The organism is Burkholderia sp. HI4860, assembly GCF_002223045.2.
Taxonomy (GTDB): Bacteria; Pseudomonadota; Gammaproteobacteria; order Burkholderiales; family Burkholderiaceae; genus Burkholderia.
Window position 1 is genome coordinate 247,073 of the sequence record NZ_NKFO02000003.1, and the last position, 24,706, is coordinate 271,778.

Below are 24,706 nucleotides of genomic sequence, written 5' to 3' on the forward strand. Positions count from 1 at the left end.
GTTCAGCACTCGATGATGACCAGACCCTGACCGCCGGAGCCGCCGCCCGCAGCGGTCCCAGCGGAGCTACCGTAACAACCGCCACCGCCGCCACCGCCGCCACCGAACGCGGCCCCGGTGCCCGCCTGTGCGCTGCCCTGAGCCGACTTTCCGCCAGCACCGCCACCACCAAACGGCGACGACGCGCCGAAGCCGCCGTTGCCCATATAGTTGCCGTCCGTACCGGCCTGGCCGCCCGGGTTGCCCGAGCCACCGAGGCCGCCGTTTCCGCCACCGCCGATAGCGTTCACCGTCGCGGCCACGCCGGCTGATCCCGGGCCGCCACCAGTCAGCGTTGCGAGCGTGCCGATCACCGTGTTTCCCCCGGCAGTGGCACTCGCGCCGCCGACGACGCCGCCGATTCCGCCAGCTCCGATCGAGATCACGATCTGCTGCCCGGGCGTCACGGCGAAAAACGCGCGCATGAGGAACTGCCCGCTCCCTCCGCCACCACCACCACCACCGCCGACAAGCGTCGACAAGCCGCCCGTGCTGGCACCTGCACCGCCGCCGCCGCCGGCCGCAACGCCGCTCACCCAGATGCCTGTCACGTTTGCCGGTACCGTGAACGTGCCGTTCGTGGCGAAAGCCGCAACGGTCTTGAGGTTCGCGAGCTGGCCGAGGTTGACGGCCTGATTCGATGCTGTCGCGGTAGCGACGGCAAACGTCTTGGTCGCATCCCCGTTCACCGCCGCGGCCGATGCAAGCAGGTTCGCCAGCAGCGTCGCCGTGGTGCCGTCGTCGATCGCCGGCTGACCGGTCCGTGCGACGATGAACTGCGCGAGCACGGCGCCCATGATGGTCGACTGCCGCCACGCCTTGTTGCATGCAGCGGACTGCGCCGTGCCGGACTGGAAGCCTTGCGAGACCGCAGCCAGCGCAGCGTACTGGGCCTGGGTCAGCACGTTCGCGCCGGCACCTACCGCGAACGGCAGAAAGTCGTTTTCGATTGCCATGTGAAGTCCAGAAAATGTCGTGACGACGCGTCAGGCGAGCGTCGAAACGTCGAGGGCGAAGGTGTAGTCGAGAAGGTTTTGCGGGGTGAGGCTCGTCGTCGACCACGCGCCGGCGTCGAATCCGGCGACGTACTCGTTGTCGACGTCGAAACCGAACACCGGCGAGCCGTCGAGCGACGTAAAGGCGTAGTTGACGTGGACCGCTTCCGGCTTCAGGGACAGGAAGCCCTTCGTCAGAAGCGCCGCATACAGCGCATTGGGCTGCTTCCCAGCGATGCCGATCGTGATCGACATGTCGCAGTGGTCTTCGATGAAGACCAGTGTGCCGGGCGGCGCCAGCATTTCAAGGATCGCGCCGGCGGCGTCCGGCGTTCCGTCCCAGTGGTTCGCCGCGATCTTCGCGCGCAGCGCCATTCGATACGTTCCATCGTCCAGCGACACGAGGCCGGTGTCTGGATCGAACGGTCCTTTCCATGCCCCCTGATCGAAGCCAAGGCCGAAGATGTCGAAGGCGAAGTACACGCCGACCAGCGGCGTGCTCACCTGCCGCGACAGGCCGATCCATTCCCCCAGCGTGTCGAGCTGGTCGCCCACGGCCGAGTCGAGGTCAAAGAGCGCCGGCATGCCGCCGAGCACGTTGATCTGGTCGACGATCGGCGATAGCCATGCCGCGACGACCGCCATAAAGATCGGACGCGGCTGATGCTCCGAGGTGATCAGCCCGGTGTAGTCGTCCAGTTCAGCCATGCTCACCCCGTCGTGATCGTCACCTGATCAGCCGTACACGAGGCCGATTCGTTGAACAGCAGAGCGACATCCGGCGATCCGGCACCGCGCGGCCCAGTGAGCACGAGGCTCATGATCTTGAACGTCGACGCGCCGCTGATGGATTTCGCCTGCGTGACGCATTCGTCCCATTCGACGCTCTGTGCCGCGCCCCCGCCGATCACGACGCTGTTGATGTACGCGGCGATCGCGTTCTGCATGGCGATGCCTGTCGCGGTCGTATAGCCGGGCAACACACGGATCGCAACGGCGACGGCGATCGGTGCATCGGTGGGCCGGAAGAAGTTGATCGGCACGGGCATGCCGTAGCGGTTCGTCGTGATGATCTGCGTCGTGCCGTAGGTGCCTCCGCCCGGGGTCTTCTTCACCGTGACCGCGTTGGCGATCGCCGTCGCGTCTCCGCCCTCGACGACGAGCGCGATCGAGTGCGAAGGGATACCGTTCGCATCCGTCACGCTGGTGTCGTTCTCGTACGCGACGTAGCGCGTCACGCCCGGGACGTTCCCGACAGCGCCGACGATCCCGTCGAGCACCGTTTGCGACGGCAGCGCCGTCGATACGCTCTGCCGCGCGCGCAGGGCGGGGTCCAGCTCGACCGGCGCGCCGGCGGCAGCATCCGACGCATTCGAAGCCGTCTGCCAGCCGCGCGTCGGCGTACCAATCTGGTTGATCGTGCCGGCAAGCGCGGTGATCGCGCCGATCGTCGTGCACGTCGCCGTAACCGTGATCTCGCCAGCCGGCGGAATCGTGACGGTCGCCGGCAGCGCCCACTGGTAGTTGTTGCCGTCCTTCACGATCCCGTTCGTGATCGTCGTGCCGGCCTGGCCGCCCAGCGTGATGTCGGCACTCGAATAAGACGCCGCTTCGCGCTGGATCCCGTTGATCTTCACGTTGCTCGACAGCGCGGCGCCCACCGCCTTCGACGGACTGAACGAGTTGTAGACGCCGATCGTGACCGAGTTGCAGTCCGCGATCGCCTGCGCGAATACGGCGAGCAGCTGCCCGTCCTGGCTGTCCGGGTCGATGTAGACGTCCGTCCCATAGATCGCCTGGTACTTCGCCTGGAAGTAGGCGTAGATGTCCGCATAGGTCGGCGCGGTAATGCCGCTCGCGCTGATGGTTGGCGCGACAGTGGTGAGCGTCGTCGTCACAGGGTCGTCTCGAAGGTGGTGGTGCCGTAGAGCGTCGTGATCGTCGCGGTGACGGTCAGCGTGCGGGTCGTGCTGTCCAGCGAGCTCGCATACTCGGTGATCTCGGTGACGCCGGTCGTGCCGAGGATGCACGCGCGGATCGCCGCGTCGGCCGTGCCCTGTGTGTTCTTCCCGATCACGGCCGGCCAATCCATGCCGACCGTGGTATCTAGGAACCACTCGCCACGAATCAGCCGCAGGCGCGTGATGACCGCCTGCGCGACGGCGTCCGGCGAGTTCACGAGGAAGTCGTTCGCCGACCCGCCGAAGACGTAGTCGCCGTCAGCGTCGAGTTTTCGGTATCGCATGAATGTCTCAGTTGACCGGGCCGGTATTGCCGCCCTGCGGGTCGGAGTGCGTGTGCGAGTCGTCGATGCGCTTGCCGTTCGAGGTCAGCGTCCCGATGAAGTTGATCGTGCCGGTGATCGTCGCTGCGACGCCTTCGGCAGCGCTGCCGATCAGCCCCGCCAGGAAGGTGAAGACGCCTTCGACCGTGAGCGCTCCCGTGAACGTCGATTGGGGCGAGTTCACCTCGACGGATGTGCCGGCATTGACCTTCACCGTCGGCGCATCGATCTCGAGGCCGCCTGGCGCGACGAGCTTCAGCGTGCCGGCTGCCGGGTTCAGGTCGACGTACGTCGCGCCGTCATCGCTGCGCAGCTGTGCGGACGTCGCGCTGATGCCCGGCAGCGCACGCGGGCGCGATCGGAAGCCGAGCAGCGCGAACCCGTCGGATAGGTCGTGCATGCGCTGCGCGGCTTGCTCCTGCACCCCGCCCGACTGCCACCAGGCATCGACGCTGCGCGACGAGAAGACCAGGAGGCATTCGTCGCCTGGAGCCACCGGGAAGGTCAGCGTACAATTTCCGCCAGACGGGAACTGCATCGGGCAGTCGACGACGGGAGGCAACGCAGATGTCGTAACCGTGCCGTCATTGGCCCGGACCGGAACCTTGATGGTCGGCTGCACGACGCAGGTCAGCGCGGCAGCGTCGAATGACTCGATCACGCCGGGAAGTGCCGTCCAGATTCCGACTTGCCACCCGCGCAGCGCCGAGCGCAGCGAGGCCAGCTCGTCGTCGACTCGCTCTTTTCGATCCATGGGGGAAGAATGAAAAAAATTTTAGCTGTTGCACTTGCCGCGTTGTCATTCGCCAGCGCAAGCGCGGTTGCAGAAACCAGTGAGGCTTACGTCATGGCGATGAAGCCGCCCGTCGACGGCGTAATCAAAAACGCGTCGATGCTGTACATGCTAGATCCGAAAGTCGCATGTCCGCTCGCGGTCGCGAACTACAAACACATGAGGCTCGCGTTCATCTTCAATCCGGCATTCAAGAAGCCGATCGCCGGATGTTGGGCGCGGACCAACGACCCGTCGGGAGCAGAGGCCGTCATAGTCGGCAACGACGGGACGTTTCTTCCGAGCGTGAACCTGATGAACCTCTATCGTGTAGACGTTCTCGACAATGGTGACGGGCGCGTTCTCGGGCCACTTATGACCGAAGAGCAGCGACAGAAGAACATCGCAGCTTACAAGCAACAGTTCCGTCAGCCATAAGGGTCGATTACCCCGAGCTTCGGCGGCACAACACCGCTGACTCCCTGATCGCTCTTATTTACGAGGTTCAGGTCCTGAGCTGTCGCATCGACGGCCAAACAGATCACCTCGTTGTACCAATCGTTGCCGCGCGTGTCTCCCCAGAATTCGTTCGACATCACGTAGTAGAAGCCGTCCCCGTTGATTTTGTTCTGCAGAGACGTGTTTCGATTGGCGATAGCGTCGGCGCTGCTCAGGCTGAATTCGTACCTTTGGATGCTCGAGTTGTCGAGCTGGATCAGGCGCCCGATCTTCACGGCAGGGTTGAGCAGCATGCGCACGGTGATGCCATTCTGCGTCTGCTCGGGTAGCCCGATCATGCCCGATGTCGCATCAATCACCGGGATCTCGCCGGGCACGTACGACGTCTCGGGCACGATCTGCAACTGTCCGTCCTGAATCGACCAGAGGGTTTGCGTCGAGCGTGCTACCGTTTCGAGGTGGTCACGTGCCATACCGAACAGCACTTGGCCGCGCGGCATCGGGTTCGATGGCATATCCGCGATATAGCCCGCCGTCACGCCGTACTTCCCCATCGCCTTCAAGCATGCGTCGACGACGTCCGCATGCGTCGAGCCTGCCGCGAGCGTCGTATTGACCACTGCGAAGTTGTACGCCATATCGCCGTCGGCGGCCGTGATGTCGATGTATGTGTCGGTCGGGCTCTCGCGCCCGCGCCGCACCTGGATGATCGATCCGTCGAAGATGATCCCGTAATTGCCCTCGTAACCGCCCTGTAGCACCACGCGCGTGAACTCAGCGGCCGCACGCTGCGCGGTATTGTCGGACACGTTGTACACTCGGATCCGCGCCGAGTTCGGTGTCTGGAGGTCGCCGCGCTGCACGCGGAACACAATGCGCAGGCCTGACAGGTCCAGTGCATCGCCTGAGTCAGGCCCGACGATCAGCGAGACCTTGCGGCCAAATTGTTGCGTTGCCATCAGTCGGTCACCCAGAAAACATGCGAGCCCACGCCGAGGTCGTCGAACGTCGGGACATCGTCAGGGCTCACCGCACCCTGCACCCATAGACGGCCACCGAAGCCGAGATATGCATACTGGCCGAGCAGATCGACGCCCGTGACGAGAGGAATGCCGTTCACAAGTGCGTTGCCGTTCGCATCGGCAATATCAAGAATCCAGCCGGTACCACCGGCGGCTCGATACTGGACCGTCAGCCGATAAATGACGCTGCTCAGCGTGATCGTGAACGTCTGCGGATCGGGCGTCAGCGGGATTTCGTAGAACGTCGTCATCACATGCTCGTCGGTGGAACCGATCCGCCCGGCGCCGGCGTTGCCGGCACAGCCGACTTCGCTCCCGCGTTCTGCGTCTCGGCAGTAGCGGCCGGATTCGCCTGATTCGCGCGCGGCGGTAGCTTCGTAGCCTGCGTGCTCACGATGATCACCTGCTTTAACGACGCCGTGAGCATCAACGCTGAACCGCTCTTCTGGTCGGTAACGACTGAAAGCCCAGTGATCAGCATGTTCGAGTACTTCCGGCGCGTCGACACGATATCGATCGGCTTGCGAAGGCTCTGAATCTGCAGCAGCTGGCTGTACACCGCGTCGACATACGTGCCGGTCGCCATCGTGTTGGCGCCGGTCTCGTCGAACGACACGACGGCCGCGCCGAGGAGCGCCTCGTAGTCGGCGTTGCTCCATCCGCACTTCATCAGGATCTCGCGCGGCCGCATGTACGCGTGGTCGTTCACCGGCGCGCCCGTTTCGACCGGGTGCTCGGTCACGACCACCTCATCGCTGTACACCTCCTCGATCGCTGCCGCGATCGTTACGGTGCCAATCTTCTTGCTGCCTACCAGCGTGACATCGAGGATGTCGGAAAGCGTGCTCACGTCATCGCCCCCTTCATGTTCCGCACCGTGGCGTCAGCGACGCCCTTTTGCTCGCGCGCGACGGACCGCGCGGTCGCATCAGGGTCACTGGACCCGCTCACCTGGATCTTGACGTCCTGGTTGATCTCGACGTGATTCGACGCGCCGGCCTGGGTGGCCGCCGGAGCGAGCCACTCGGGATTCTGCAGTGCGTTCGACATGATCTTCTTGAGCTTCGTGCCGTAATTGCGGTCCTCCGCGTAGACGCCGGTCAGTGCGTCGGCGAACGAAAACGCATTGCCCATCACCTTGCGGGCGTTCGCATACGGCTTTCCCTTCGCCAGCAACTGCGCGTGCGCATCGAACGCGTCCTCAAGCGTTTTGAACCGGCGGAACTTCGCCTGGTACGGCGTGCCGTCGGCCCGATGGTCAAGGCCCCATACGAAGTCCTGACCCGCTGTCGCCTGAATGCTGAACGGGTTGTTACTCCGCTTCGAAAGGCCGCTGCTACCGAACCCACTTTCGAGCGCCCACTGCGCGAACGTGACCAGCCAGGGCACGCCATACTTGCGCTCGGATTCCTTCGCCGCCGCGATCGCCGCGCGCACGCGATCGAGGAAGCCCGGTGCGGCCAGTTTGCTGCCGCCGGCAGCGGCCTCGGCACCTGGTACGCCGGCCGCTGCCGGCGGCGGCGTCGACGTGTCGGCGCCCGGCTGACCGTCAATCGTCGGCCCGAGAGCCTGGCGCCGGCGCAATTCTTCTTGCTCGCCGCTGTTCAGGTCTTCGCTGTGCAGCAGCAACCCCAGACCGCCAGCAAGCCGCGCGGCAAACGGCAGCAGGCGGCCGAGCAACCCGCCGGCGCCAGCCGCCGCGCCGGCAGTCGATGCGGCCGCCGTAGCGGCTCCCATCGCGCGCAGCGCCGCGACCATCTTCCATACGCCCGCGATGATCTGGAAGCCGCCCAGCACCTTGAAGATGCCGACCATGAACAGCAGTTTCGTCGACCAACCATCCGTCGCCTTGTCCAGCTCGAGGAACTGGTCGGCGAGCCACTTCAGCGGCGGTCCCATGGCGGCTGCCGCGTTGACGAAGGCGCTCGCGATGTCGCCGATCCGGCGCGCGATTTCCTCGCCATGGTCGTCCATCCATTTCTGGAAGTGATCGAGCTGCGGCCCGATCTTCTGCAGCATCACGCCTTCGATGCGGATGCCGAGGTTCTCGAACGTCGTCCCGATCTCGCGCAGCCGGACCATGAACTTGTGCGAATCGTCGGCCGCCTTGTCCAGGCCGGTCGTCGCCGACATCTCGCGATACTGCTTCAGGAACTTCTCGAAGTCCCCGTTGCGCATCGCGAGCATCAGGTTCTCGTCGATCCCGAAGATGTTCGCGTACTGGGCGGAGCGCCACGTCGGCATCTTGGCGAGCGCGCCGCCGAGGTCCGACATGATGTCGACCGTGTCGCGCAGCTCGCCGTTCGCGTTCCGCGTCTGCACGCCAAGGCTCGCGAGATACCCTTCACCGGCCGGGTTATTTCGCAGGAAGCGTGCGAGATTCTCGATCGTGCCGAACGCAGCCTCGGTCGATACGCCGAGGTTGCGCGCGGCGAAGTCGAACGCGCGCAGGCTCGTCGCCGCGGCACCCGTGCGCTGCGACACGAAGTACAGCCGTTCGAGCTTCGACGCGAACGCGGACACGCCCGCACCGAGCGTGAGCGCGGCGCCGGAGATCGTGGTGATCAGGCGCGTGACGCCCTTCGTTGCCCCCTCGACGCCTTCCGTGAAGTTCTTCAGGCCCTTCTCGTCGACCTTGAAGCCGAGAGCGACCAGGAACTCGCGTATGACGACCGATTCAGCCATTTTCTCTTTCCTGTCTGCGGCGCCAAGCCGCTTCGTTGTCTGCCCGGACGGTGAGTGAATCGTTCATCAGCGCGACGTCGGCCAGGTCAAGCGTCCCGTCCTTCAAGGACTCGAACCGGCACATCTGCGCGTGCACGGGCGCGAGCAGCCAGTCCTCGCCGCCGGGCAGCGACTTCAACCAGCCGTAGTCGCCGCCGGGCTGCTCGCTTGGCTGGTAAGCAGCCCGTTGATAAAAGGGCCGAGGTTCTCGACCACGACGCGCACGACCAGCGGCAGCATGGACCCCATGTCCATATCGTCGAACAGCGACGTCTTATGGGCAGCCGACCAGACCTTCGCCCAGCCATTCTGATGCTGGCGCTCGACCACCGACAGGCACGTGCCGAACACATACTCGGCGTCCTCGTCCTTCAGGCCGGCGAGCGCATCGGCGAACGGCTGCAGCACCGGTGCGATCGAGTCGACCAGGCCCAGCACGTCACGCTGTTCGGTTGCTGCCCCAGCTCCGCCAGCGTCGGCCGCGAGCGCGGCGAGGGCTGCATTTGCGGCCGCGTTGCGCGTGCGCTCGATCTCCGCATAGAACTTCATCAGAACCGGGATCATCGACGGGATGATCGGCGCGATGCGCCGGCTCACGTGGAACTGCTGCATCGCGTTCAAGCGCCCGATCTGGTATCGCTTGCCGCCCAGTTGGATTTCGGTCGCCATGGTCAGTACGTCCCGAGCAGGCTGTCGATCTTGATCGAGTCGAAGATCCACTCGACGATGTCGCCGTCCTTCGCATACTTCAGGTCCGGTGCCTTCTTGAACGCGCAACTGCGCGCCGTGATGACGTCGCCGGCAGCCGTCTGCGAGACCTCAATCAGGTTCTTGCCCCAGAGGGCGCTCGACAGCGACTGCGCGTCGTACATCGCCATCAGCTTGGCGTTGATGGGCGCCGTCTTCAGATAGCGCAGCGTCACCTGGCCGGACTTGTCGGCGTGCAGGCTGTGCATGCCCTCGCCGTCGGAGCCGATGGTCATCGTGTTCTTGTCGCCAGCGCGCGTGATCACGATGCCTTCCTCGGCCGTGGCTTCGCCGTAGCCGAGCGAGAACACGCCCGTCGGCCCGACGATCGTCGCGGTGACGTCCACAAAGCTGTAGGTGCTCATGGTGGTTTTCTTCCTTTACCGGTTGACGGTGAGCGCGATGTCGACGTCGCCGATCGCGCCCGCCTCCTTCGCCGCGACCTGGAACGAAACGGATTTACGCGCCTCGCGATCCGCCTGCGATTGCGACGAGATCGGCGGTGCGTACACGTAGTAGCCCTTCGACAGCGTCTGCCCCTGCACGATGGCGCCGAAGCCGGCCGAGTTCCAGACGCCCGGCGCGAGGTATCCGTTCGTCACGGCCTGGTCGCACACCGACGAGATCGCGCCGGCGATCAGCGCGTTGCCCGCATCCGTCTGCGGGATCTTCGTGGGGCTCTGGTACTGCAGGTTGTAGACCGCCGTCTGGACTGCGTTCTTGAACCAGATCGCGTTGTAGATCGAATCGACGAAGATGCCGCTCGGCGTGACGCCGTACTGCACGATCGCGGTGTTGTTCTGGTACGCCGCAAAGACGTTGCAGTTCTTCGCCTGCAGCGCATTGGCCTGCGACGTCGACAGCGTTTCCGCGACGATGCCGGGCTCCTGCTTGTAGTCCATCGTGATCGTCGTGCTGTTGCCGTTGAAATCGACGGTCAGCAGACGGCCGAGGAACGAGCTGATCGCATACGGGCTCGCGCTCGAGTACTGGATCACCGAGTACTGGTAGTTGAGCGCCTTCAGGCGGCTGGCCAGATCGGTCGTCACGGTCGGATCCAGCGTCTGCGGATTCTGGGTCGTGATCCCGTAGATATGCGCCTGGTCGGCCTCGATCATCGCCGCGACCGCGACGTGCTGGTCGTCCGTCACCGCCGTGTCCGCGAACTCGATCCCGAGGAACTTGCTCGCGAAGCGGTCGAGGAAGATCGCCACTGCGGCCGTCGGCTGCTCGGCTGCGATGCCGTTCACCGGCGCCGACGCGAGCGCGCTCGTCAGGCCCAGCATCGCCGAAACGTCGGTGCCGGAGCCGGGCGCGGTCGCGTAGCTGACCGTCGACGCCGCGACACCGCCGGCGAGCGTGGCGCCCGACAGCGTGATCGCGCTGCTCGACTTCGCCAGCGTGATCGCGTTACCAGCGTTGCCCACCGCGATCGCAGTCACCGTCGTGACGGCGCCGGTCGTCGAGTAGCTGCACTGGGACAGGTTCGCGTCCGTCGAAGCGGCGAGGAACGCCTGCAGGTTGGCCGCAGTCGCAGCCGCGTTGGCACCGATCAGCACCTGGCTGCCCGTAGGCGCGGAAGCGACGAACGTCACGGCCGTGCCGTTGATGGTGACGGTATCGTTCGCGGCCGGGTTCGCCGTCAGCGTGATCGTGCCGCTCGCGGCCGCGCCGATCCCGCTCGACTTGCTCGTCACCTGGAACTGGCTGCCGGTCCACACAACCGTCGCGTACGACGCGAGCGCCGCCTGCACAATCGAGGCCACGCCGTTCAGGTTCGAGGCCGACGAGAAGTTCAGCGCGGATACGTTGCGCGCGGTGCCGTCGATCGTTATATTGAACGCGCCGTTCGTGATCGCCTGCCATTGCGCGAGCGCCTGCTGCGCCGCCGACAGCGCGCCGCCCCGCAGCGAGCCCGACGTCGCCGTCTTCGCCCAGCGGCCGATGCAGAGCTGCGTGGGTTGCGGCGACTGACTCGCGTATTCGACCGCAGCCAGATACTCCGGCGCGCTCGTGCCAAAGTCGGATGCCACCTGAGTGGCAAGGTTCGACCCAGTGTATGCACGCATCCGTTCGTTGGTATCGATCACGGTCGATGCGCCCAGAAACAGCGCGGCGTTCAGGTTCGCGCCCTGAGCCGCGAGCGCCGCGAGGCTGAGCGTCACGTTGATGCGGCGCGATACCGGCAGTCCGTTGGACATGCTGATCCCCTACAGGTTGACGTTTATGGTGGATGTGACCGGCGGCGACGCGTCTGTCGTCGTCGACGCCTGCACGGACTTCAGGTTCAGGACCGCGTAGGTGCGCGTGACCTTGCGGCGCAGCTTCACGGACATGTCGTATCGCCGCACCCATTGCTGGTTGACCAGGTCCGGCGCCGCGCGGATCTCGGATACGCTGACGAACGCCATGTCGAGCAGCTGGAGCTGTTCGCGGTTCTGCGGGAGCGAGAGACCGTCGGCAAGCCGCTGAGCGTAGCCCTTGGCCTGCGGGCCGTAGAACGTGCAGAGCACGTCGAGATCCTGATGACGGATGTACGTGTCGCTGCCCTCGTTCGCGCCGTTGTGCACGATCGCCGGGCTCGCGTCAGGTGTCTGCGTCTGGATGCCGAAGGCGCACCAGTTGACGCTCGGCTCGGGCTGCTTCGCGACGACCGGTTGCCAGCGCGGCCGCACGAGGTCGGGAGACAGGGCCGTGATGCCCGCGACCAGGTCGTGCACCAGGTCGTCGAGGGCATCATCCTCGTCCGGCGGCGTATCGACGGCTGGCGCCAGGTATCCGCCGGTCGAGCTGTCGGTCATGGTGTCATCCGGAAAGCGGTTTCAGGTCGCACGTCGCGCAGACGAAGCCGCGGCCGAAGTGCGAGTAGTCGTTCACGTTGACGACGGTGTAGGTGCGGCCCGCCCACACGACTTCATCGGCGTCGTGGCCGGCGCTGCCGTCCATCAGCCGGAACATCGTGTGCACCGTGATCGATCCGATGATTCGGCTGCCGTCGGCATTCCGGTGCAGGATGTCGCCCTTGTCGCTCGTCACGACGGCCGAGAACGTGTTCGCGGTGGGCGTGTTCTGGCCGCGCCCGTGCACGTCGACGACCTGCGCCATGCGGTTGCAGATCAGGCCGGTATCCATGAAATCGGGATCGAGCAGGACTTCGGTAACGTCGAGGAAGGCCATGCGCTACCCCTTCTTGCGGATCACGTACGTGATCGAGTTGCGGTACTGGCCGGTGTCGACCAGCGTGTTCTCGCGCGTGACGCCGCGCCGGCGCCGCGCTTCGAGCGTCGATTCAGCCAGTTCGGGGGCGATGTTGCTGTTGACCTTCGCGCGCACGGAGTTCTGCGCTGCGATGCCGGCCATGTTCAGCCGGCGCTGGACCTGTTCGAGGTCACCGTCGAGCGCCGCTTCGACGCCCTTCTGCAGCTGCGGCTCGAACTTCGGCCGCGCGTCCTGCACGCCTGGCACGAGGTGCGGGCGCGCGGGGATGTTGTTCGCTGGGGATCCAGTCTCCTGGATGTAGCCGATCTCGGCGTTGCTGAGCGGCTGACCGTCGTCCTTGCGGCCGGCCGTACTGTCGGGCACGCCGACGAGCACTTCCTGCTTCACGAGACCGGCGATCGACTTCAGCACTTCGTCGAGGCGGTCTACCTTCATGCTGCCCATGGGATTCTCCCGACGGGCAGCGGCGGCGCTACAGCTGCATGCCGCCCGCGCCCATCATCATCGCGAGGCTGAGATAGCGGATCCCGTACATGGTGCTGTTCCAGAATCCACCGTCCTTGATGGCGACGGCCGCCGTGTCGTAGCTGGCGCTCACCTTGTCGACGGACTTCGCCGACTGCGGCCCGGTCACCTGCCCGGGCACGGCGCCGATGGCCGCCGCGTTCTGGTCGCGCATCGACAGCGCGACGTGGTGCGCAGTACAGAGCCCGATGCCGATGTCGGTCAGCTCCTGCCAGCGGTCCGGGTTCACGAGCGACACGGACACGGTCAGCCAGATCTGGATGACCGCATCGGGATACAGCGTCGAATTCTCGAATTCGGGAAACGTCTGGCGGAACTGAGCGATGTCCACGGGTCACCTTCGGTTGGAGATGGCGGGCGCGCCGGTGGCGCCCCGCCTGCGGCCATTATGCCTGCTTGCCGCCCTGCTTCTGGCTGCCGCTCGCCTTCTGCGAAGCAGCCTCGGCAGCTGCCGCCTGGGCTGCCTCGAACGCCGCGACGTTCGACGCGTGCTCCAGTTCGCGCGCGGCGATCGAGCCCTCCCGCGCGTCGAGCTCGGCGGCACGCGCGTCGATGCCCTTCGACATCGCATCGAGCTCGGCACGCTGCTCGGCCAGCCGGCCGCCCTCGGCTTCGAGCTCGGCGCGCGCCGCCGCGAGCGCAGCTGACATGTCGCTGCCGGCCGCCGCCGGCGCGTCGCCCGGATCGCCGAGGTGGTGCTTCACGTACCAGTTTTCCGCGACGGCCTCGTCGACCGTGTGCATGCCGACGTGGAAGTCGGTGTGCTTGCCGTCGGCACCGAGCAGCTTGAACGCCTTCGCAACGTAGATTTTCGTCTTCGCCATGATGTCCCCTTACACGCCGTCGCGGTAGCCGATGGTTTCCGGATACACGACTTCGACGACACCGAGCCGGCCGAAGTACGTCGTCAGCTGGCGGATGTCGCGGTACTCGAGCGGCGTGCGCTGCAGCGGCACGAGCGGGAAGCGCACACGGTTCTTGTCCTTCGTGTACGCGACCATGCGGTTCGTGTTGCTCGCGCCGCGGTTAGTGAGCCACTTCGAGGGGTAGATCTCGAGCGGCCGGCCGTTGATGGCGTTCGACAGCGAGTTGTTCTTCAGGAACTGCAGGATGCTGATGTTGCCCGCGCTGCTCACGATTTCCGAGTTCAGGCGCGAGAAGTTGAGCGGGTCGATCAGCAGGCGTTCGGGGCACACGGCATAAGCCGAGGCCGCCCACACGCTATTGAGCAGCTCGTTCACGTCCGCGAGCATCTGCGCCGGTGTCGCGCTGCCCCAGTTGCCGGTGATCGCGTTGCTGGCGTTGGTCACCGACGCCGCATTCACCAGCCCCGTCACGCCGAGGATCGGGTCGCCGATGTATACCTGCTCATCGACGTCCATGTTGTGCTTCAGCTGCATGCCCTCGAACTTCTGCTGGTCGACCGGGCGGCCGAGCTTCTGCGCGGATTCGAGTTCCGGGATCGTCCAGCCGATCTGCATGCCCCACAGGGTCAGCGGGTTCGGCGTCTTGCCGATGTCCAGCGACAGGCCGGCGATCGCGCTCGCGTCCTTGCCGATCCACGACTTGCCGTTCGGCGAAGCGCCGCCGGCGGCCGCGAACGTCGAGTTCGTGAACGACGACACCTCGTCGGCGATCGACACGTCCTCGCGGAGGTCGATGTCGCGCGACCACGTGACCGACGCGAGCGGCATGTGCAGCGTCTGGTCGAGCCGTTCCAGCTCGCCGACGAGGAACGAGCCGGTGCTGTCGATCGTCGCCGCGTCGAAGGTCATCAGCGCGTCGCGCGTGCGTGCGCGGATGATCGCCGGCGCGCCGACGATGGCGATGCCCGCCGCGCGGGCAAGCAGCGTTTTGTTGTGAGTCGTCATGTCGGCTCCCTTAGATGTTGTAGGCGATTTCGACGTTGCCGGCGGCATCGGCCGCCGCCATGAACGTCGCGCCGGCGATGGCGATCGTGTTGGTGCTGTCGGCCGCAGCTTCGATGCCGCCGATCGGCTTGCCGGCCGCGGCCGCCGCGACGCGCACGTAGACCTGGCCGTTCAGCGCGGCGACGCCGGCGTTCAGCTGGACGGTCATATAGCCGCGACGCATCACGTCGGCCGGGCCGCTGGTCGGCGGCGTCGACGTGCCGACGGGGTCCTGCGAGCTCTGCGTCGGGAACGGACGCACGAGCAGGCCGTAGACGGTCGTGGCGACGTCACCGGCGCCGATCGGCACGAACTTGCCGTTCGCGATCTTGCCGAACAGACCGTATGCCGAGAACGGCTTCGTCGAATCGAAGAACCCGGTTTCGACGGTGGCCTGCGACTGCCGGCTGATGTCGCCGGGAATGCCCGAAGGCATGCGAAACAGAATTGCGTTGCCCATGTGGCACTCTCCTTATTGGCCGGCCCGCTTGGACCAGAATTCCGCGTTGCGCTTGTTGATATCGGCGATCGTGGTTGCCTTGCCGAAATCGCGCGTGTTGACCTTGCCGCTCGAGGCGCCGGCGTTGTTCTTCGCGCGCATCAGTTCGGCCGCGCCGGTGAAAATGGTGTCGACGACGCGCGCGGGCATGGTGTCGAAGTCCGGCGAGCGACCGCCGAGGAACGGCGCGATCGCGGCGCGGCCGGCGTCCGTCTCGTACGCCTGGTCGAGCGCCTTGCGCTGGCAGCGGCAGAGCGCGGCCGCGCGGTCCTTCGTCTTCAGTCCGTCGAGCGTCGGGAGCTTCACGCCCGGCGCGAGGATCTCGGCGCGGGCCGGAATCAGGCGAGCGGAGTCGCCGGTATACAGATCGACGCCCGACTGATCGAGGCGGCCAGCGGTTTCGGCTTCGATGACGGTGTCCTTCGTCTCGTCCGTCTCGTCGTCCTCTTCCTCGTCGTCGTCCTCGGTTTCGCGCTCGCGGTCGGCGTCGCGGGCTTCGATGCGTGCCATGCGGCGATCGAGCGAGCGCAACGTCTTCAGGATCAGTGCGTTGTCGCCGGTCTTGCCGGCCTCGGCCGCCTCGCGCTTCTTGCGCTCTTCCTCGGACTCTTCGTCCATGGCTTCCTGCCCTTCCTTGAGCGCTTCCTCGACGCCTGCTTCGTCCTTAGCCTTCATGGACTGCATCAGGCGATCGAGCCACGCCGGCCGGCGCGAGGGCTTGCTGTCTTTCGTCTTCATCTCGGGTTCCTTATCGCCGATCGCGCAGCGCGGGCCGCAGCGGCCGCGAGGGACGATGGCTACGTGGTTGACAACGATGTTCCGCTGTACCCCGCGGCCGGGTGATACCTGTTCGTAGTCGGCCTCGTATCCGAGGCTGACCTCTTCGATTTCTTCGTCCTGCACCGCTTCGATCGCGTCCTGCGAGGTGATCAGCAGGTCGGCGAGGATCAGGTCGTTCTCGATGCCGTCACCGCGGCGGATGTTCAGCATCACGCCCTTGCCAAGCGCGGAGAACGTTGCGGGCGTGACGAAGTCGTCCGGATGGTCGAGTGTCACCGGCTTGCCGGCGCAGCTCGCGAGGGTCGCGTCGCGGAACACTTCCTCCGGCGTGCGGCTGATACGGATCAACCCGTCCGGGCCGGCCTCGATCGGCACCTCGCCATCCGCGTACAGCATCTCGCCAGTGCGCGCGACGGGAACGTCCTCGCACAGCAGGAAACCCTCGGGCGTGAGCGAACGCTTCGGCCCGAGCTTCTGTACGGTGTAGAAGCGCATATCAGTCCTCGGAAATAATCGGTTCGGCCCAGCACCGGCAGTTCCAGATCTGCCCGGGGTGGAATCGCATGACGCGGCCGTTCTCGTCGACCTCCGGCGGGTCGTTCCACGCGCAGACCTTGCCTTCCATCGCGCGGTGGCCGGCGCGCACGTCGCTGTCGCCGCTGGTGCGCCAGATGTAGTGCGTGCTGCCGACGGCGAGCGCACGGGCTTCCGTCAGCGACGTCGCCGCGCGCGAAACCTCCGTGCGGGCGATCAGGTCGGCGCGGCTCTTTGCCACCTCGCCCGATCGCTGAATCTCCTTCGAGATCGCAGCCGCGCGCGTGCTGTCTTCGAGCGCCTCGATCGTGAGACGGTGCACGCGCTCGGCGGCCTCCAGCGGGATCGACTTAATCAACCCCACCTGTTCCGCCATCAGCGCGCGCATCGTCTCGCCGGTCGGCGCGCGCCGCAGCTCGTCGCGCAGCGCGTGCGACATGTCGGCCGCCTGCTGCATCCATGCCTGCTCGTCGCGCCGGTTCAGGTCGTCGAGCATCCGCGCGGCGGTGACCTCGGCCCACGGGCCGAGCGCTTCGGCATATCGCCTAAGCAGCTGCTCGATCGTCGGCGCGTACGCGGGATCGCCAGGCGGAAAGCCATCGACCAACGCGCCCACCTGCTCGGCGATCTTGCGGAGCTGCGTCCTTAGCTGACGCTCGGGCGCGGCCAGGCGCACCGGATTGCGGCGTCGCTTGCGGTCCGTCGTTCGGGTCATCAGCATCAGTGGGAAGCTCCATCTCAGCCGCCGGCGGTGGCTCGTCCTCGGCCTGCTTGATTTCCTCGTCGGTGATCGACGAGAACACGCCAGTCCGATGGGCCGACGCGCGCAGCTCCTTCATGCCGCCGGCCGGCGTCACGAGACCAGCGTCGACAGCCTTCGTCACCGCGTCGGTGATCGTGTTGGCCGTCGCGGCCTTCTGCTCGTCCGTCATCTGCCACAGCGCGCGGAAGTCGTACGAGAAGCCCTTCGGGGGGGCTTTGCCGAGCACGGAGCGGAACAGCACCTCGAACAGCACGTTCAGCGGCCGGCGCAACCGGCGCTCCTGTTGCTGCTTGATGTTGTCGTAGTACGTGCGCAGATCCGACTCGCCGGTGGCGTTCAGGCCGGCCGGTGACTGGCCGAGCAGCCGCACGAGCGGGATCTGCAGCGCGCCGGCGAGCTGCTGCGCGAACTGCAGCAGCACGGCGTCCAGCCCGGTGAACCCGTACTGGTCGATCTGCATCTCGTCGTCGGCGTCGATCAGCGACAGCCCTTCGTTGGACTGGAACCGACGGATGAAGTCGACGTTCTTCAGGAGCGCCTCGAGCGCCGGGCCGCCCATCGCAATGATCTTGCGCAGGTCCTTCACCTTCATCGTGCGAAGGTGCGCCTTGAACACGAGCTGCGCCGCGCCCATCGTCGTGCTGTCGAACGCGACCAGGCGGTCGATCAGCCGCTCGATGACGGACTGCCCCCAGAGGTTCTCGGCGATGCGCTGCCAGTACGGCAGCGTGACGCCATCGAAGCGCAGCACGCGGCTGTAGTGGATGCGCTGGCGCGGCAGCGCCATCGAGTCGGCGACGACGTCGTAGTAGCGCGGCATGCCCAGCTCCGGGCCCGGCTCCTGCACCAGGTCATTGAGCGTCGGCTGCACGAGCCAACGATCGAGCACGCATAGGCCCTTGAACTGGCCCTCGGCAATCGTGTCCAGGCGCAGCGGCTTCGACGCGTCCTGCCCGTCGATCATCATCACGGCGAGCGCGCCGCCGTAGAGGCGCGACCACTTCACCGTGTCGCACAGGCTGTCCCAGATAGCGAGGTTCTCGAACCCCTGGTTCAGGGTGTCTTTGTCCTCGGGATCGATGTCGGAACCGATCTCGACGCCCATGCGCGTCATGTCTTCGGCGACGACGTCGACGGCCTGGCCGACGATCCACGACGACCGGTACATCGCCTCCATCTGCACGCGGTTGCGCGAGATGAAGTCGAACCCGTACTGGTAGGCGGACGACTGGTTCGGCGTGCCGAGCCCGACGCGCGCCTCGAAGTTCTGGAAGCTGTCCGGCGTCAGCCAGCGTTTCGCGTTGGCAGAATCCGCAGCCATCGCGCGGTATTGCCGCTGCTCGGCCTTGCGTTGTTTTCGATTCATCCTGCCAACCTTGTCCAGATGTCCAGAACCTGACCGGCCGGCTGATACGCGATCATCACCGCGTCAGCCAGGTTCGGCGATTTCGTGCCTTCCGGCGCCTTGTCGATGACGATCTTCCCCACGCCGTTGACGGTGTAGGTTGGCTGCGCCAGTTCCATCGTCAGCGCGGACAGCTCGTCCAGCGCTGGGTCGATCGAGATGATGTCGTCCGGGTTGTACGGCTTACCCTCGACGACGGCGCGATACGTCGCCTGAAAGCGCAGCCGCAACGCCCACCATGACTGCGCTTTCAGGTTCGCGAAGAAGTCCTGGTTTTTTCGCTCCTGGACCATCTCGCCTTCAGGGTCATGCACGGGCCCGGAGCCGCGGAACGGCTCGTCATTGATCGGCCGCTTGCCGATCGCGATGCGCTGCTCGTTGATCACGCGCGCGTCGCCGCGCACGCCCGCGCCGAGGCCATCGGCGTCGTAGTCGAACGACTCGTAGCCGAGCTCGTCGCAGATGCCGAAGGTCTTCTCGACCGTCTCGTAGATGTCGCCGCCCTTGCCCGACCAGGACCGGAGGTAGTTCAGCAGGAAGCCGTAGCGGCCCGCGAACGCGTTCTTGTCCTTGCCCTCGTCGGCGACGTCAAGGCCGCCGCGCCGCAGGCCGGTCGGCTCGATGCCGAGCTTCACGTGCGCGCCGATAGCGGCCTGCACCCATGCCGACGGAATCACGACGCCCTCGACGGACGCCGCGTAGTTGATGTCGATTTCCTGCGCGACGACGACGGCCGGCAGCTCGGCGACCTGTTTCGCGTACCAGGCGTCGTCCTTGCGCGGGTCGTCGCGCCAGTGGAATGTGAAGACCTTGATCTTGCCGCTGTGCCGTCGCTGGGCAAACGAGTTGCCCATGCCGTTCGGCGTCGAGATGTCCTGGCGGCAGTTCGTCGTCGCCGACAGCGATGCGTCGACCAGCTGCGGCCGCTCGAGGAACGCGGACTCGTCGACCACGTAGAAGCTGGCGCGGTCGCCGCGGCCGATGCCGTCACCCGACTCGCCCGTGATCACCGACCCGGTGTCAGGGAACAGGATCCGCATGTGCGGCGCGTGCGTGCCGATGTCCCACGATCCGCGAAACTCGGCGGGCAGCAGCCGGAGGAACTCGCGCGCCTTCCAGAACAGGCTCTTCGGTGCGCCGATCTTGTCGACGTACTCTTCCTTGCGCGAGCCGAACCCGGCCGCGACGCCCTCGTGAAACAGGCAGATCGTGTCGGCAAGGCCGACCGTGAGCCACGACATGCCCATGTCGCGAGTTTTCTCGGTGATGCCCGGCTCCTGCGACTTCCAGCGCTCCATGAACCACTGGCACCATTCCTCCTGCTTCGGGAACAGCAGGAACGGGATCGTCGCCGGCAGCCCGCGCTCGACGTTGCGCGGGTCGAACGTCATGCCCCAGTCGATGATGAACTGGGCCGGGTTGTCACGATAGAACGTCCGCAGCGCCGGCAGCATGGCCGGGTTCGCGCGGATGCGCTTCAGCCGCTCCGCTCGCCATTCGAACACCTGCACGTAGTCCGGTGTGCGGAAGTCGAACGGGAACGGGATGGGCATGCTACGGGTTCATGAGCTTGGCGTAGATCTTCGCCGCCTCCTGTGGGTCGTTCGTCACAGTCGAGATCGCGGTGATCGGACCGCCCTCCTTGCCCGTGTGCTCCAGGCGGTGACGGTTCGTGAACGCGTCGCCGGCTTCCTTCGCAGCTTGTTCGAGCAGTTGGGCCATCAGCGGAATGTTTCCACGCTGCTCGGCGATGCCGACAGCGTGGTCGAGTTTGCGGAGGCGCACGGCGCGATGCGCGACGCCGATGCGCGACGTGTCCTTCAGGAATTCCTCGCGCGTGTGCTCGAAGATCTCCCGGTATTTCTGGCTGAGCGCCGAGCCAGCGCGCTTCGTCGGGTCGTAGCGCTCGCATTGCTGCGGCGACACCTCGACGCCGAATTCATCGCGCACCGCCTTCGCGACTCGCGAGATCGTGTCGAAGCATGCGAGCGACTGGGTGATGTACACCTTGATCGCGTCGGGAAGTGCTGCCATAGCGGAAAATCGTTCAGTTACGCGGCCCGCAGGATGCAGGTGCCGCAGGCGCGCGCGATGTCGACGTGTCCGACCTCGGGTGCGCGCCGCGCGGCGTCGACCAGCTTCGCGGTGTCGCCGGCGCCGCCACCGACGCCGTAGCGCCGCACGATCCCGACGAATTCCTCGACGTCGTGCCCGCGGATGCCGAGCTTCGGCATGCCGTCCTTCGTGAATGCCGGCGCGCCGAATCCGTCGTCGCGCTGGCCGATGTGATACAGCTCGTGCTCGACGAGCGCGCACCACTCCATGTCGCTGCATTCGCGCGCATAGTGCGCGTCGAGCGTGATCAGGAACGCCGGCACGCGGCCGAACCATTCGCAGAGCTGCTGCTCCTGCCGGGCGCGCTGCCAGCCGCCGGCGCGGATCATCACCTCTTCGCACTGGCCGACGACGCGGCGCATCTGGCGCACGTTCTCGACGGCCGCCCAGAGGTAGGCAACGTCGGCGTCGACCAGGTGCGCGTGATCTCCGTTGTGCAGCGGCGCGCCGTCACGCAGGAAGGTGTGGTGCACCCAGTCGTTCACGCCGTCGGCCGGCATGAGGTGACGAAACCAGTTCGAGTCGTCGAAGAGCGCGTCAGGCGGCATGGGCCGGTTGCTGCCGGGCGCCGTCCTCTGCGCCCTGCTCATGCCGCGCTATCCAACCGCGGCGGCAGGTCGAACAGCGCCTCGGCAGCGCGGCGCGCTGGGCTGGGCTCGTTCCTGAGCGCCTGCCGCTGCCGTTCGCGCTGCTCGGCTTCCTGCTTCGCCTCGAGCACAAGCATCGGGTCGCGGTACATGCGGGTTTCGAGGATGCGGAAAGACATGGCGGAACCCCAATGCAAAAAGCCCGCTGGCTTTCGCTCAGCGGGCTTTGGACGCACGTATCACGTGTATCGAATATCGCGGATTATTGTGCATGAAATGCACATCGTCAAGTGGTTTCACTCTCCTTCAACAATCCGATCTCGTTGAGCTTCCGCTCGATCTCGCGCCATGCGACCTGCGCAACACCAACGGATTCACCCTTTCGGTCGCCATCGATCCAGAGCCGCACGGCCGCGTTCTGCTTGCTCACGGTGTTCCGATGCGCCTCACATTCGTCGGCGATCTCCGACAAATCGCACTTCACGCCAAACAGCCGCTCGATGATCGCGCGGCGCACGCGGTAGTGCGAGAAACCCGAGCAGTATGCCGCTGACGCGCGCGTCAGCCAGCCGATAGCAGCCTGCCATTCGAGGTTCGGTGTGCTGCCGCTGCAGCATGCCGACGCGCACGAGCACGGCAGCACATGCGGGGCGGCGCGCGCGACGATCACCGACATGTGCAACTCGGGCAGCGTTTCCAGCTCGCGCCGGATCATGCCCGCTTGGCCGGCGCCGGCCAGCCCGATCAGCCCCATTCCGTCGCCGCCGATCTCGCCGCGCATGCGCTTCGCCATGATCGTCTCGCCGTACTGCTGCGACGAGTAGCAGAGCGCGAAGCGCACGGCGTCGAACGCCGATTTGAACTCGATCACATCGCTCATCGCGCACCCCGCGTCGTCATGGCCAGTGCCTGGTGGCTGCCGAGCCAGCCCGCATACCCGGTGAGGTGGCTCGTGAAGTCCGGGCGGATCCGCGTGTCGACGTGCTGGTCGCCGCCGCACGTGCCGGCCAGCGAGAACATGCGGCCACGCTTTTCGCCCCGCTTCACGTCCACGCGCGTCGCTGCGCGGTCGCTCGCGAGCAGGTGCCGCACGGTCGACAGCGGCACGTCCGCGTTGCGCGACAGGTCGTGCGCCGTGTAGCGCTGCCCCGGCTTCATCACCGACAGCACCGTGTCGAGGGTGATTTTCGTGGTTTTCGTCTTCAAAGGGCCCTCCCTATGCTCGCTGCAGGTTCAGTTCGATGACTTCGACGCGCACGCCGGGCACGACCGCATAGCGCTTCGCAACCCAGAGATCGACGACCTGGCCGTCGTCGACGTACGCAACCCCGTTCATCCCATCTTTCAACGCCTTGACAACGTTGTCCGCGTCCGGCTTCTTGGTGGCGCCTATCTCGCCGGCGGCGGCCGCGCGTTGACGCTTCTGCGACCAGCTCGTCGGGATGGGCATGCCGATGTGCACGACGAGACGGATCGGACCAGCGTACGGCTCCGTGCTGCGCATGGCAGCGCTCGCGGCCAGCTTCACGAGGTTCTCGTACCGCTCGGTCTTCTCGGGCGTGTGCGTGCGCACATTGCCGGCCTGGCGTGAAAAGCGCGGGCGTCCCTTCGCGACGGGGGTTCCCGGGATCGTGAATTCGACGCTGCGCGCGACGAGCGTCGCCGCGGTCATGGACTGCTGCTCATGGCTCATCGGCCGGCCTCCAGGATCGAGCCAGCCGCGACCGGGCCGGCGCTGTTGCGAAATGCGCGGTTGTGCTCGTCCCACCACGGGCCATCGCCCGCAGCGCGCATCACGCGCAGCTTGAAATCGGGACACGTCTCGTGCTCGTCCTGCTCGAGGCCGAGCGTGCGGCCATGGGCGACGATTCCGGGCCAGCTGGTGTGCCACGGGCCGGCGGCCGCAGTGGTCGGGCTAGTACCGGCGCGGCCGGTGCGCTGCGCGATCGCTTCGGGCAGCAGCGAGTTCAGCAGCCCGATGTTCAACGGCTGGGTCGAGCCCTCACGCTTCCGGCGCAGGAGCCCGACCTGAATCGCCGTGCGGAGGTCGATCGGCGTCGCGCCGAGCGCGGGCCAGCTGCGCACGCGCTCGTCGTCGGCGGCGAAGCCGATGCCGCTGGTGCGAAGGATCTCGACGAAAGCGGCGGCGGCGTTCTGCGCATCGTCGCCTACTGCCTGTGCTGTGCCGCCGCCGCTTGCTTTTAGGTTTACTTCTCCCTCTCCCTCTCCCTTGGATGAGGTTTCCCCGGGGACAGTTGGGGGGACACCACCCGCTTGTCCCGGGGGACGCTTACCGCTTGTCCCCGGGGACACTTTCTGTTTGTCCCTAGGGACAGGGTCGCGATAGTCGGGGGACAAGAACTCTTCGAACGAGGGAAATTCGATCTGGATTTCGTGCCGCTGGTTATGCTTCTTGATGCGCGCGCACTCGGTTTTGTAACGCTGCTCGTGTTTCGCGGACCATGCGTTGCGCGCCTTCTCAGCGACGACGGGGTGGTACAGGCGACCATCGGCGCACTTCAGCCAACCGCGCAGCGCACCATCGCGGACCTTGCGCCACTCGGTGACGACGCGGCCGTAGCCGGCGAGCTGCGAGAGCACGCGATCGTCATCAGGAAGCGACGCCGCGGGCACTTGGTGCCACGCTGCGCACCAAAGCAACACGGCGGCACGGAACTCGTCAGCTGACGCCAGCGCAGCAATGTCGCTGTCGCGCAGGCGTACGACGTCGAGCGGCATGAACGCGAAGTCGCGCACGTCGCAGTCGGCGGCGGTGAGAGGATTCGGGAGGTCGTTCACGGCTGTTGCTCCTCATCATCGGTCCCAGATTGGGCCGCTTTGGGCCGCTTCTCGAACTCGATGACGAGCGGGTGCATGGCGCCGTACGCGCCGCGTAGCACCTGAATTCCCAGGAAATCGGTAACGGGGATGCCCTCCGCCGCCGCACGCATTGCCAGATCAGCTGCTTCGGCCACTGGCAGCAGGACCGCCTGCTCCACGCGGCGACCCGTCATGCATTCACCTGTGGGCCAGTCTGTCCCACATCGGCACTGACGCCCGCGAGCTGGACGGGCAAAGTACCCACAACGCCGAACAGCGCTACCTCCGCGATGCGGTTGAGCGCGGCGGAGTCGGAATCGATACCGTGCAGCTGCTTGTAGAACTGAAGCGCGTCGTACACGCGATCACGCAGCCGCGTTTTTACTTCGTTTCGAAATTCGGCGCGTCTTGACATGACGATAGCCCCGATTTTTATTGAAAAAGATGCGAACCACCGCTATGCGAGAATTGAAGCTCTCTACTTCCTCAACCCATTCACGACGGGGT

Annotated in this window: 34 protein-coding genes; 1 reads left to right on the forward strand and 33 read right to left on the reverse strand. The window is 65.9% G+C overall.

Annotation, left to right across the window (positions count from 1 at the left end):
* Positions 1–2: 2 nt before the first annotated feature.
* From CFB34_RS16230 to CFB34_RS16250, 5 genes are read right to left on the reverse strand one after another with little or no spacing between them, the layout of a single operon-like run.
* Complete coding sequence (locus CFB34_RS16230) at positions 3–995, reverse strand: hypothetical protein (protein ID WP_089439934.1); 993 nt, start codon at positions 993–995, stop codon at positions 3–5.
* Between the two features lie 30 nt (positions 996–1,025).
* Entirely contained in the window at positions 1,026–1,742 is a 717-nt protein-coding gene (locus CFB34_RS16235; RefSeq protein ID WP_089439933.1) for a DUF2612 domain-containing protein, read from the reverse strand.
* 2 nt (positions 1,743–1,744) lie between these two features.
* Positions 1,745–2,932, reverse strand: a complete 1,188-nt coding sequence (locus CFB34_RS16240; RefSeq protein ID WP_089439932.1) for a baseplate J/gp47 family protein — start codon at positions 2,930–2,932, stop codon at positions 1,745–1,747.
* Positions 2,929–3,279 (reverse strand): hypothetical protein, encoded by a 351-nt coding sequence (locus CFB34_RS16245; RefSeq protein WP_089439931.1) that lies wholly within the window; start codon positions 3,277–3,279, stop codon positions 2,929–2,931. The genes CFB34_RS16240 and CFB34_RS16245 overlap by 4 nt, the downstream gene beginning before the upstream one ends.
* 7 nt (positions 3,280–3,286) lie before the next feature.
* On the reverse strand, positions 3,287–4,072 hold the full coding sequence (locus CFB34_RS16250) for a phage baseplate assembly protein V (RefSeq protein WP_089439930.1): 786 nt from the start codon (positions 4,070–4,072) through the stop codon (positions 3,287–3,289).
* On the opposite strand from CFB34_RS16250, the gene CFB34_RS16255 reads away from it, so the two are divergent.
* On the forward strand, positions 4,007–4,528 hold the full coding sequence (locus tag CFB34_RS16255) for a hypothetical protein (protein WP_179243607.1): 522 nt from the start codon (positions 4,007–4,009) through the stop codon (positions 4,526–4,528). The two genes, CFB34_RS16250 and CFB34_RS16255, sit on opposite strands and share 66 nt — an antisense overlap.
* On the opposite strand, the gene CFB34_RS16260 is transcribed toward CFB34_RS16255, so the two are convergent.
* The 28 genes from CFB34_RS16260 to CFB34_RS16395 form a co-directional block, all read right to left on the reverse strand.
* Positions 4,519–5,508 (reverse strand): hypothetical protein, encoded by a 990-nt coding sequence (locus CFB34_RS16260; protein WP_089439928.1) that lies wholly within the window; start codon positions 5,506–5,508, stop codon positions 4,519–4,521. The two genes, CFB34_RS16255 and CFB34_RS16260, sit on opposite strands and share 10 nt — an antisense overlap.
* A complete protein-coding gene (locus CFB34_RS16265) occupies positions 5,508–5,822 on the reverse strand; it encodes a hypothetical protein (RefSeq protein WP_089439927.1) in 315 nt (104 codons plus the stop codon). Before CFB34_RS16265 ends, CFB34_RS16260 begins: the two co-directional genes overlap by 1 nt.
* Positions 5,822–6,421 (reverse strand): phage baseplate protein, encoded by a 600-nt coding sequence (locus tag CFB34_RS16270; protein WP_089439926.1) that lies wholly within the window; start codon positions 6,419–6,421, stop codon positions 5,822–5,824. Before CFB34_RS16270 ends, CFB34_RS16265 begins: the two co-directional genes overlap by 1 nt.
* Positions 6,418–8,256, reverse strand: coding sequence for a glucosaminidase domain-containing protein (locus CFB34_RS16275; RefSeq protein ID WP_143329440.1), 1,839 nt, complete (start codon positions 8,254–8,256; stop codon positions 6,418–6,420). Before CFB34_RS16275 ends, CFB34_RS16270 begins: the two co-directional genes overlap by 4 nt.
* The gene (locus CFB34_RS16280) at positions 8,249–8,434 is read right to left on the reverse strand and encodes a hypothetical protein (RefSeq protein WP_034195777.1); all 186 of its coding nucleotides are present in this window, start codon (positions 8,432–8,434) and stop codon (positions 8,249–8,251) included. Before CFB34_RS16280 ends, CFB34_RS16275 begins: the two co-directional genes overlap by 8 nt.
* Positions 8,431–8,964: a phage tail assembly chaperone gene (locus CFB34_RS16285; protein WP_089439925.1), complete on the reverse strand. Its 534-nt coding sequence runs from the start codon at positions 8,962–8,964 to the stop codon at positions 8,431–8,433. The genes CFB34_RS16280 and CFB34_RS16285 overlap by 4 nt, the downstream gene beginning before the upstream one ends.
* A gap of 2 nt (positions 8,965–8,966) precedes the next feature.
* Positions 8,967–9,407 carry a phage protein gene (locus tag CFB34_RS16290; RefSeq protein ID WP_069705196.1) on the reverse strand — a complete coding sequence of 147 codons (441 nt, stop codon included), beginning with the start codon at positions 9,405–9,407 and terminating at the stop codon, positions 8,967–8,969.
* 15 nt (positions 9,408–9,422) lie between these two features.
* A complete protein-coding gene (locus tag CFB34_RS16295) occupies positions 9,423–11,243 on the reverse strand; it encodes a DUF3383 domain-containing protein (RefSeq protein ID WP_089439924.1) in 1,821 nt (606 codons plus the stop codon).
* A 9-nt stretch (positions 11,244–11,252) separates the two neighbouring features.
* Entirely contained in the window at positions 11,253–11,843 is a 591-nt protein-coding gene (locus tag CFB34_RS16300) for a hypothetical protein (protein WP_089439923.1), read from the reverse strand.
* Positions 11,844–11,847: 4 nt separating this feature from the next.
* On the reverse strand, positions 11,848–12,219 hold the full coding sequence (locus CFB34_RS16305; RefSeq protein ID WP_089439922.1) for a hypothetical protein: 372 nt from the start codon (positions 12,217–12,219) through the stop codon (positions 11,848–11,850).
* Between the two features lie 3 nt (positions 12,220–12,222).
* A complete protein-coding gene (locus CFB34_RS16310; RefSeq protein ID WP_089439921.1) occupies positions 12,223–12,705 on the reverse strand; it encodes a hypothetical protein in 483 nt (160 codons plus the stop codon).
* A 28-nt stretch (positions 12,706–12,733) separates the two neighbouring features.
* Positions 12,734–13,117 (reverse strand): DUF4054 domain-containing protein, encoded by a 384-nt coding sequence (locus tag CFB34_RS16315; RefSeq protein ID WP_089439920.1) that lies wholly within the window; start codon positions 13,115–13,117, stop codon positions 12,734–12,736.
* A 55-nt stretch (positions 13,118–13,172) separates the two neighbouring features.
* Complete coding sequence (locus CFB34_RS16320; RefSeq protein ID WP_089439919.1) at positions 13,173–13,610, reverse strand: hypothetical protein; 438 nt, start codon at positions 13,608–13,610, stop codon at positions 13,173–13,175.
* Between the two features lie 9 nt (positions 13,611–13,619).
* A complete protein-coding gene (locus CFB34_RS16325) occupies positions 13,620–14,657 on the reverse strand; it encodes a DUF2184 domain-containing protein (protein WP_089439918.1) in 1,038 nt (345 codons plus the stop codon).
* Positions 14,658–14,667: 10 nt separating this feature from the next.
* Positions 14,668–15,156 (reverse strand): hypothetical protein, encoded by a 489-nt coding sequence (locus CFB34_RS16330; protein WP_089439917.1) that lies wholly within the window; start codon positions 15,154–15,156, stop codon positions 14,668–14,670.
* A gap of 12 nt (positions 15,157–15,168) precedes the next feature.
* A complete protein-coding gene (locus tag CFB34_RS16335; RefSeq protein ID WP_089439916.1) occupies positions 15,169–16,470 on the reverse strand; it encodes a DUF2213 domain-containing protein in 1,302 nt (433 codons plus the stop codon).
* Between the two features lies 1 nt (position 16,471).
* On the reverse strand, positions 16,472–17,116 hold the full coding sequence (locus CFB34_RS16340) for a phage minor head protein (protein WP_242808724.1): 645 nt from the start codon (positions 17,114–17,116) through the stop codon (positions 16,472–16,474).
* Positions 17,055–18,638, reverse strand: a complete 1,584-nt coding sequence (locus CFB34_RS16345) for a DUF1073 domain-containing protein (RefSeq protein ID WP_089439914.1) — start codon at positions 18,636–18,638, stop codon at positions 17,055–17,057. Before CFB34_RS16345 ends, CFB34_RS16340 begins: the two co-directional genes overlap by 62 nt.
* Positions 18,635–20,230 carry a TerL protein gene (locus CFB34_RS16350; RefSeq protein ID WP_089439913.1) on the reverse strand — a complete coding sequence of 532 codons (1,596 nt, stop codon included), beginning with the start codon at positions 20,228–20,230 and terminating at the stop codon, positions 18,635–18,637. The genes CFB34_RS16345 and CFB34_RS16350 overlap by 4 nt, the downstream gene beginning before the upstream one ends.
* A 1-nt stretch (position 20,231) precedes the next feature.
* On the reverse strand, positions 20,232–20,711 hold the full coding sequence (locus CFB34_RS16355; RefSeq protein ID WP_089439912.1) for a DUF2280 domain-containing protein: 480 nt from the start codon (positions 20,709–20,711) through the stop codon (positions 20,232–20,234).
* A gap of 17 nt (positions 20,712–20,728) precedes the next feature.
* Positions 20,729–21,382, reverse strand: a complete 654-nt coding sequence (locus tag CFB34_RS16360; RefSeq protein WP_089439911.1) for a putative metallopeptidase — start codon at positions 21,380–21,382, stop codon at positions 20,729–20,731.
* Positions 21,379–21,558: a hypothetical protein gene (locus CFB34_RS16365; protein WP_089439910.1), complete on the reverse strand. Its 180-nt coding sequence runs from the start codon at positions 21,556–21,558 to the stop codon at positions 21,379–21,381. Before CFB34_RS16365 ends, CFB34_RS16360 begins: the two co-directional genes overlap by 4 nt.
* A 107-nt stretch (positions 21,559–21,665) precedes the next feature.
* Complete coding sequence (locus CFB34_RS16370; RefSeq protein ID WP_089439909.1) at positions 21,666–22,259, reverse strand: DNA-binding protein; 594 nt, start codon at positions 22,257–22,259, stop codon at positions 21,666–21,668.
* Positions 22,256–22,585 (reverse strand): hypothetical protein, encoded by a 330-nt coding sequence (locus CFB34_RS16375; protein ID WP_069705212.1) that lies wholly within the window; start codon positions 22,583–22,585, stop codon positions 22,256–22,258. Before CFB34_RS16375 ends, CFB34_RS16370 begins: the two co-directional genes overlap by 4 nt.
* Before the next feature lie 10 nt (positions 22,586–22,595).
* On the reverse strand, positions 22,596–23,072 hold the full coding sequence (locus CFB34_RS16380) for a RusA family crossover junction endodeoxyribonuclease (protein ID WP_089439908.1): 477 nt from the start codon (positions 23,070–23,072) through the stop codon (positions 22,596–22,598).
* Positions 23,069–24,178, reverse strand: a complete 1,110-nt coding sequence (locus CFB34_RS16385) for a DUF1376 domain-containing protein (RefSeq protein WP_242808668.1) — start codon at positions 24,176–24,178, stop codon at positions 23,069–23,071. The genes CFB34_RS16380 and CFB34_RS16385 overlap by 4 nt, the downstream gene beginning before the upstream one ends.
* Positions 24,175–24,393 carry a hypothetical protein gene (locus CFB34_RS16390; RefSeq protein WP_089439907.1) on the reverse strand — a complete coding sequence of 73 codons (219 nt, stop codon included), beginning with the start codon at positions 24,391–24,393 and terminating at the stop codon, positions 24,175–24,177. Before CFB34_RS16390 ends, CFB34_RS16385 begins: the two co-directional genes overlap by 4 nt.
* The gene (locus CFB34_RS16395) at positions 24,390–24,614 is read right to left on the reverse strand and encodes a hypothetical protein (RefSeq protein ID WP_027787544.1); all 225 of its coding nucleotides are present in this window, start codon (positions 24,612–24,614) and stop codon (positions 24,390–24,392) included. Before CFB34_RS16395 ends, CFB34_RS16390 begins: the two co-directional genes overlap by 4 nt.
* Positions 24,615–24,706 lie beyond the last annotated feature (92 nt).

What these genes read in the sequence shown, in the direction of transcription:
- CFB34_RS16230 (WP_089439934.1), bottom strand. Translation starts at nt 995, where the DNA reads ATGGCAATCGAAAACGACTTTCTGCCGTTCGCGGTAGGTGCCGGCGCG.
- CFB34_RS16235 (WP_089439933.1), bottom strand. Translation starts at nt 1,742, where the DNA reads ATGGCTGAACTGGACGACTACACCGGGCTGATCACCTCGGAGCATCAG.
- CFB34_RS16245 (WP_089439931.1), bottom strand. Translation starts at nt 3,279, where the DNA reads ATGCGATACCGAAAACTCGACGCTGACGGCGACTACGTCTTCGGCGGG.
- CFB34_RS16250 (WP_089439930.1), bottom strand. Translation starts at nt 4,072, where the DNA reads ATGGATCGAAAAGAGCGAGTCGACGACGAGCTGGCCTCGCTGCGCTCG.
- CFB34_RS16260 (WP_089439928.1), bottom strand. Translation starts at nt 5,508, where the DNA reads ATGGCAACGCAACAATTTGGCCGCAAGGTCTCGCTGATCGTCGGGCCT.
- CFB34_RS16265 (WP_089439927.1), bottom strand. Translation starts at nt 5,822, where the DNA reads ATGACGACGTTCTACGAAATCCCGCTGACGCCCGATCCGCAGACGTTC.
- CFB34_RS16275 (WP_143329440.1), bottom strand. Translation starts at nt 8,256, where the DNA reads ATGGCTGAATCGGTCGTCATACGCGAGTTCCTGGTCGCTCTCGGCTTC.
- CFB34_RS16285 (WP_089439925.1), bottom strand. Translation starts at nt 8,964, where the DNA reads ATGGCGACCGAAATCCAACTGGGCGGCAAGCGATACCAGATCGGGCGC.
- CFB34_RS16290 (WP_069705196.1), bottom strand. Translation starts at nt 9,407, where the DNA reads ATGAGCACCTACAGCTTTGTGGACGTCACCGCGACGATCGTCGGGCCG.
- CFB34_RS16295 (WP_089439924.1), bottom strand. Translation starts at nt 11,243, where the DNA reads ATGTCCAACGGACTGCCGGTATCGCGCCGCATCAACGTGACGCTCAGC.
- CFB34_RS16300 (WP_089439923.1), bottom strand. Translation starts at nt 11,843, where the DNA reads ATGACCGACAGCTCGACCGGCGGATACCTGGCGCCAGCCGTCGATACG.
- CFB34_RS16305 (WP_089439922.1), bottom strand. Translation starts at nt 12,219, where the DNA reads ATGGCCTTCCTCGACGTTACCGAAGTCCTGCTCGATCCCGATTTCATG.
- CFB34_RS16310 (WP_089439921.1), bottom strand. Translation starts at nt 12,705, where the DNA reads ATGGGCAGCATGAAGGTAGACCGCCTCGACGAAGTGCTGAAGTCGATC.
- CFB34_RS16320 (WP_089439919.1), bottom strand. Translation starts at nt 13,610, where the DNA reads ATGGCGAAGACGAAAATCTACGTTGCGAAGGCGTTCAAGCTGCTCGGT.
- CFB34_RS16325 (WP_089439918.1), bottom strand. Translation starts at nt 14,657, where the DNA reads ATGACGACTCACAACAAAACGCTGCTTGCCCGCGCGGCGGGCATCGCC.
- CFB34_RS16330 (WP_089439917.1), bottom strand. Translation starts at nt 15,156, where the DNA reads ATGGGCAACGCAATTCTGTTTCGCATGCCTTCGGGCATTCCCGGCGAC.
- CFB34_RS16335 (WP_089439916.1), bottom strand. Translation starts at nt 16,470, where the DNA reads ATGCGCTTCTACACCGTACAGAAGCTCGGGCCGAAGCGTTCGCTCACG.
- CFB34_RS16345 (WP_089439914.1), bottom strand. Translation starts at nt 18,638, where the DNA reads ATGAATCGAAAACAACGCAAGGCCGAGCAGCGGCAATACCGCGCGATG.
- CFB34_RS16350 (WP_089439913.1), bottom strand. Translation starts at nt 20,230, where the DNA reads ATGCCCATCCCGTTCCCGTTCGACTTCCGCACACCGGACTACGTGCAG.
- CFB34_RS16355 (WP_089439912.1), bottom strand. Translation starts at nt 20,711, where the DNA reads ATGGCAGCACTTCCCGACGCGATCAAGGTGTACATCACCCAGTCGCTC.
- CFB34_RS16360 (WP_089439911.1), bottom strand. Translation starts at nt 21,382, where the DNA reads ATGAGCAGGGCGCAGAGGACGGCGCCCGGCAGCAACCGGCCCATGCCG.
- CFB34_RS16365 (WP_089439910.1), bottom strand. Translation starts at nt 21,558, where the DNA reads ATGTCTTTCCGCATCCTCGAAACCCGCATGTACCGCGACCCGATGCTT.
- CFB34_RS16370 (WP_089439909.1), bottom strand. Translation starts at nt 22,259, where the DNA reads ATGAGCGATGTGATCGAGTTCAAATCGGCGTTCGACGCCGTGCGCTTC.
- CFB34_RS16380 (WP_089439908.1), bottom strand. Translation starts at nt 23,072, where the DNA reads ATGAGCCATGAGCAGCAGTCCATGACCGCGGCGACGCTCGTCGCGCGC.
- CFB34_RS16390 (WP_089439907.1), bottom strand. Translation starts at nt 24,393, where the DNA reads ATGACGGGTCGCCGCGTGGAGCAGGCGGTCCTGCTGCCAGTGGCCGAA.
- CFB34_RS16395 (WP_027787544.1), bottom strand. Translation starts at nt 24,614, where the DNA reads ATGTCAAGACGCGCCGAATTTCGAAACGAAGTAAAAACGCGGCTGCGT.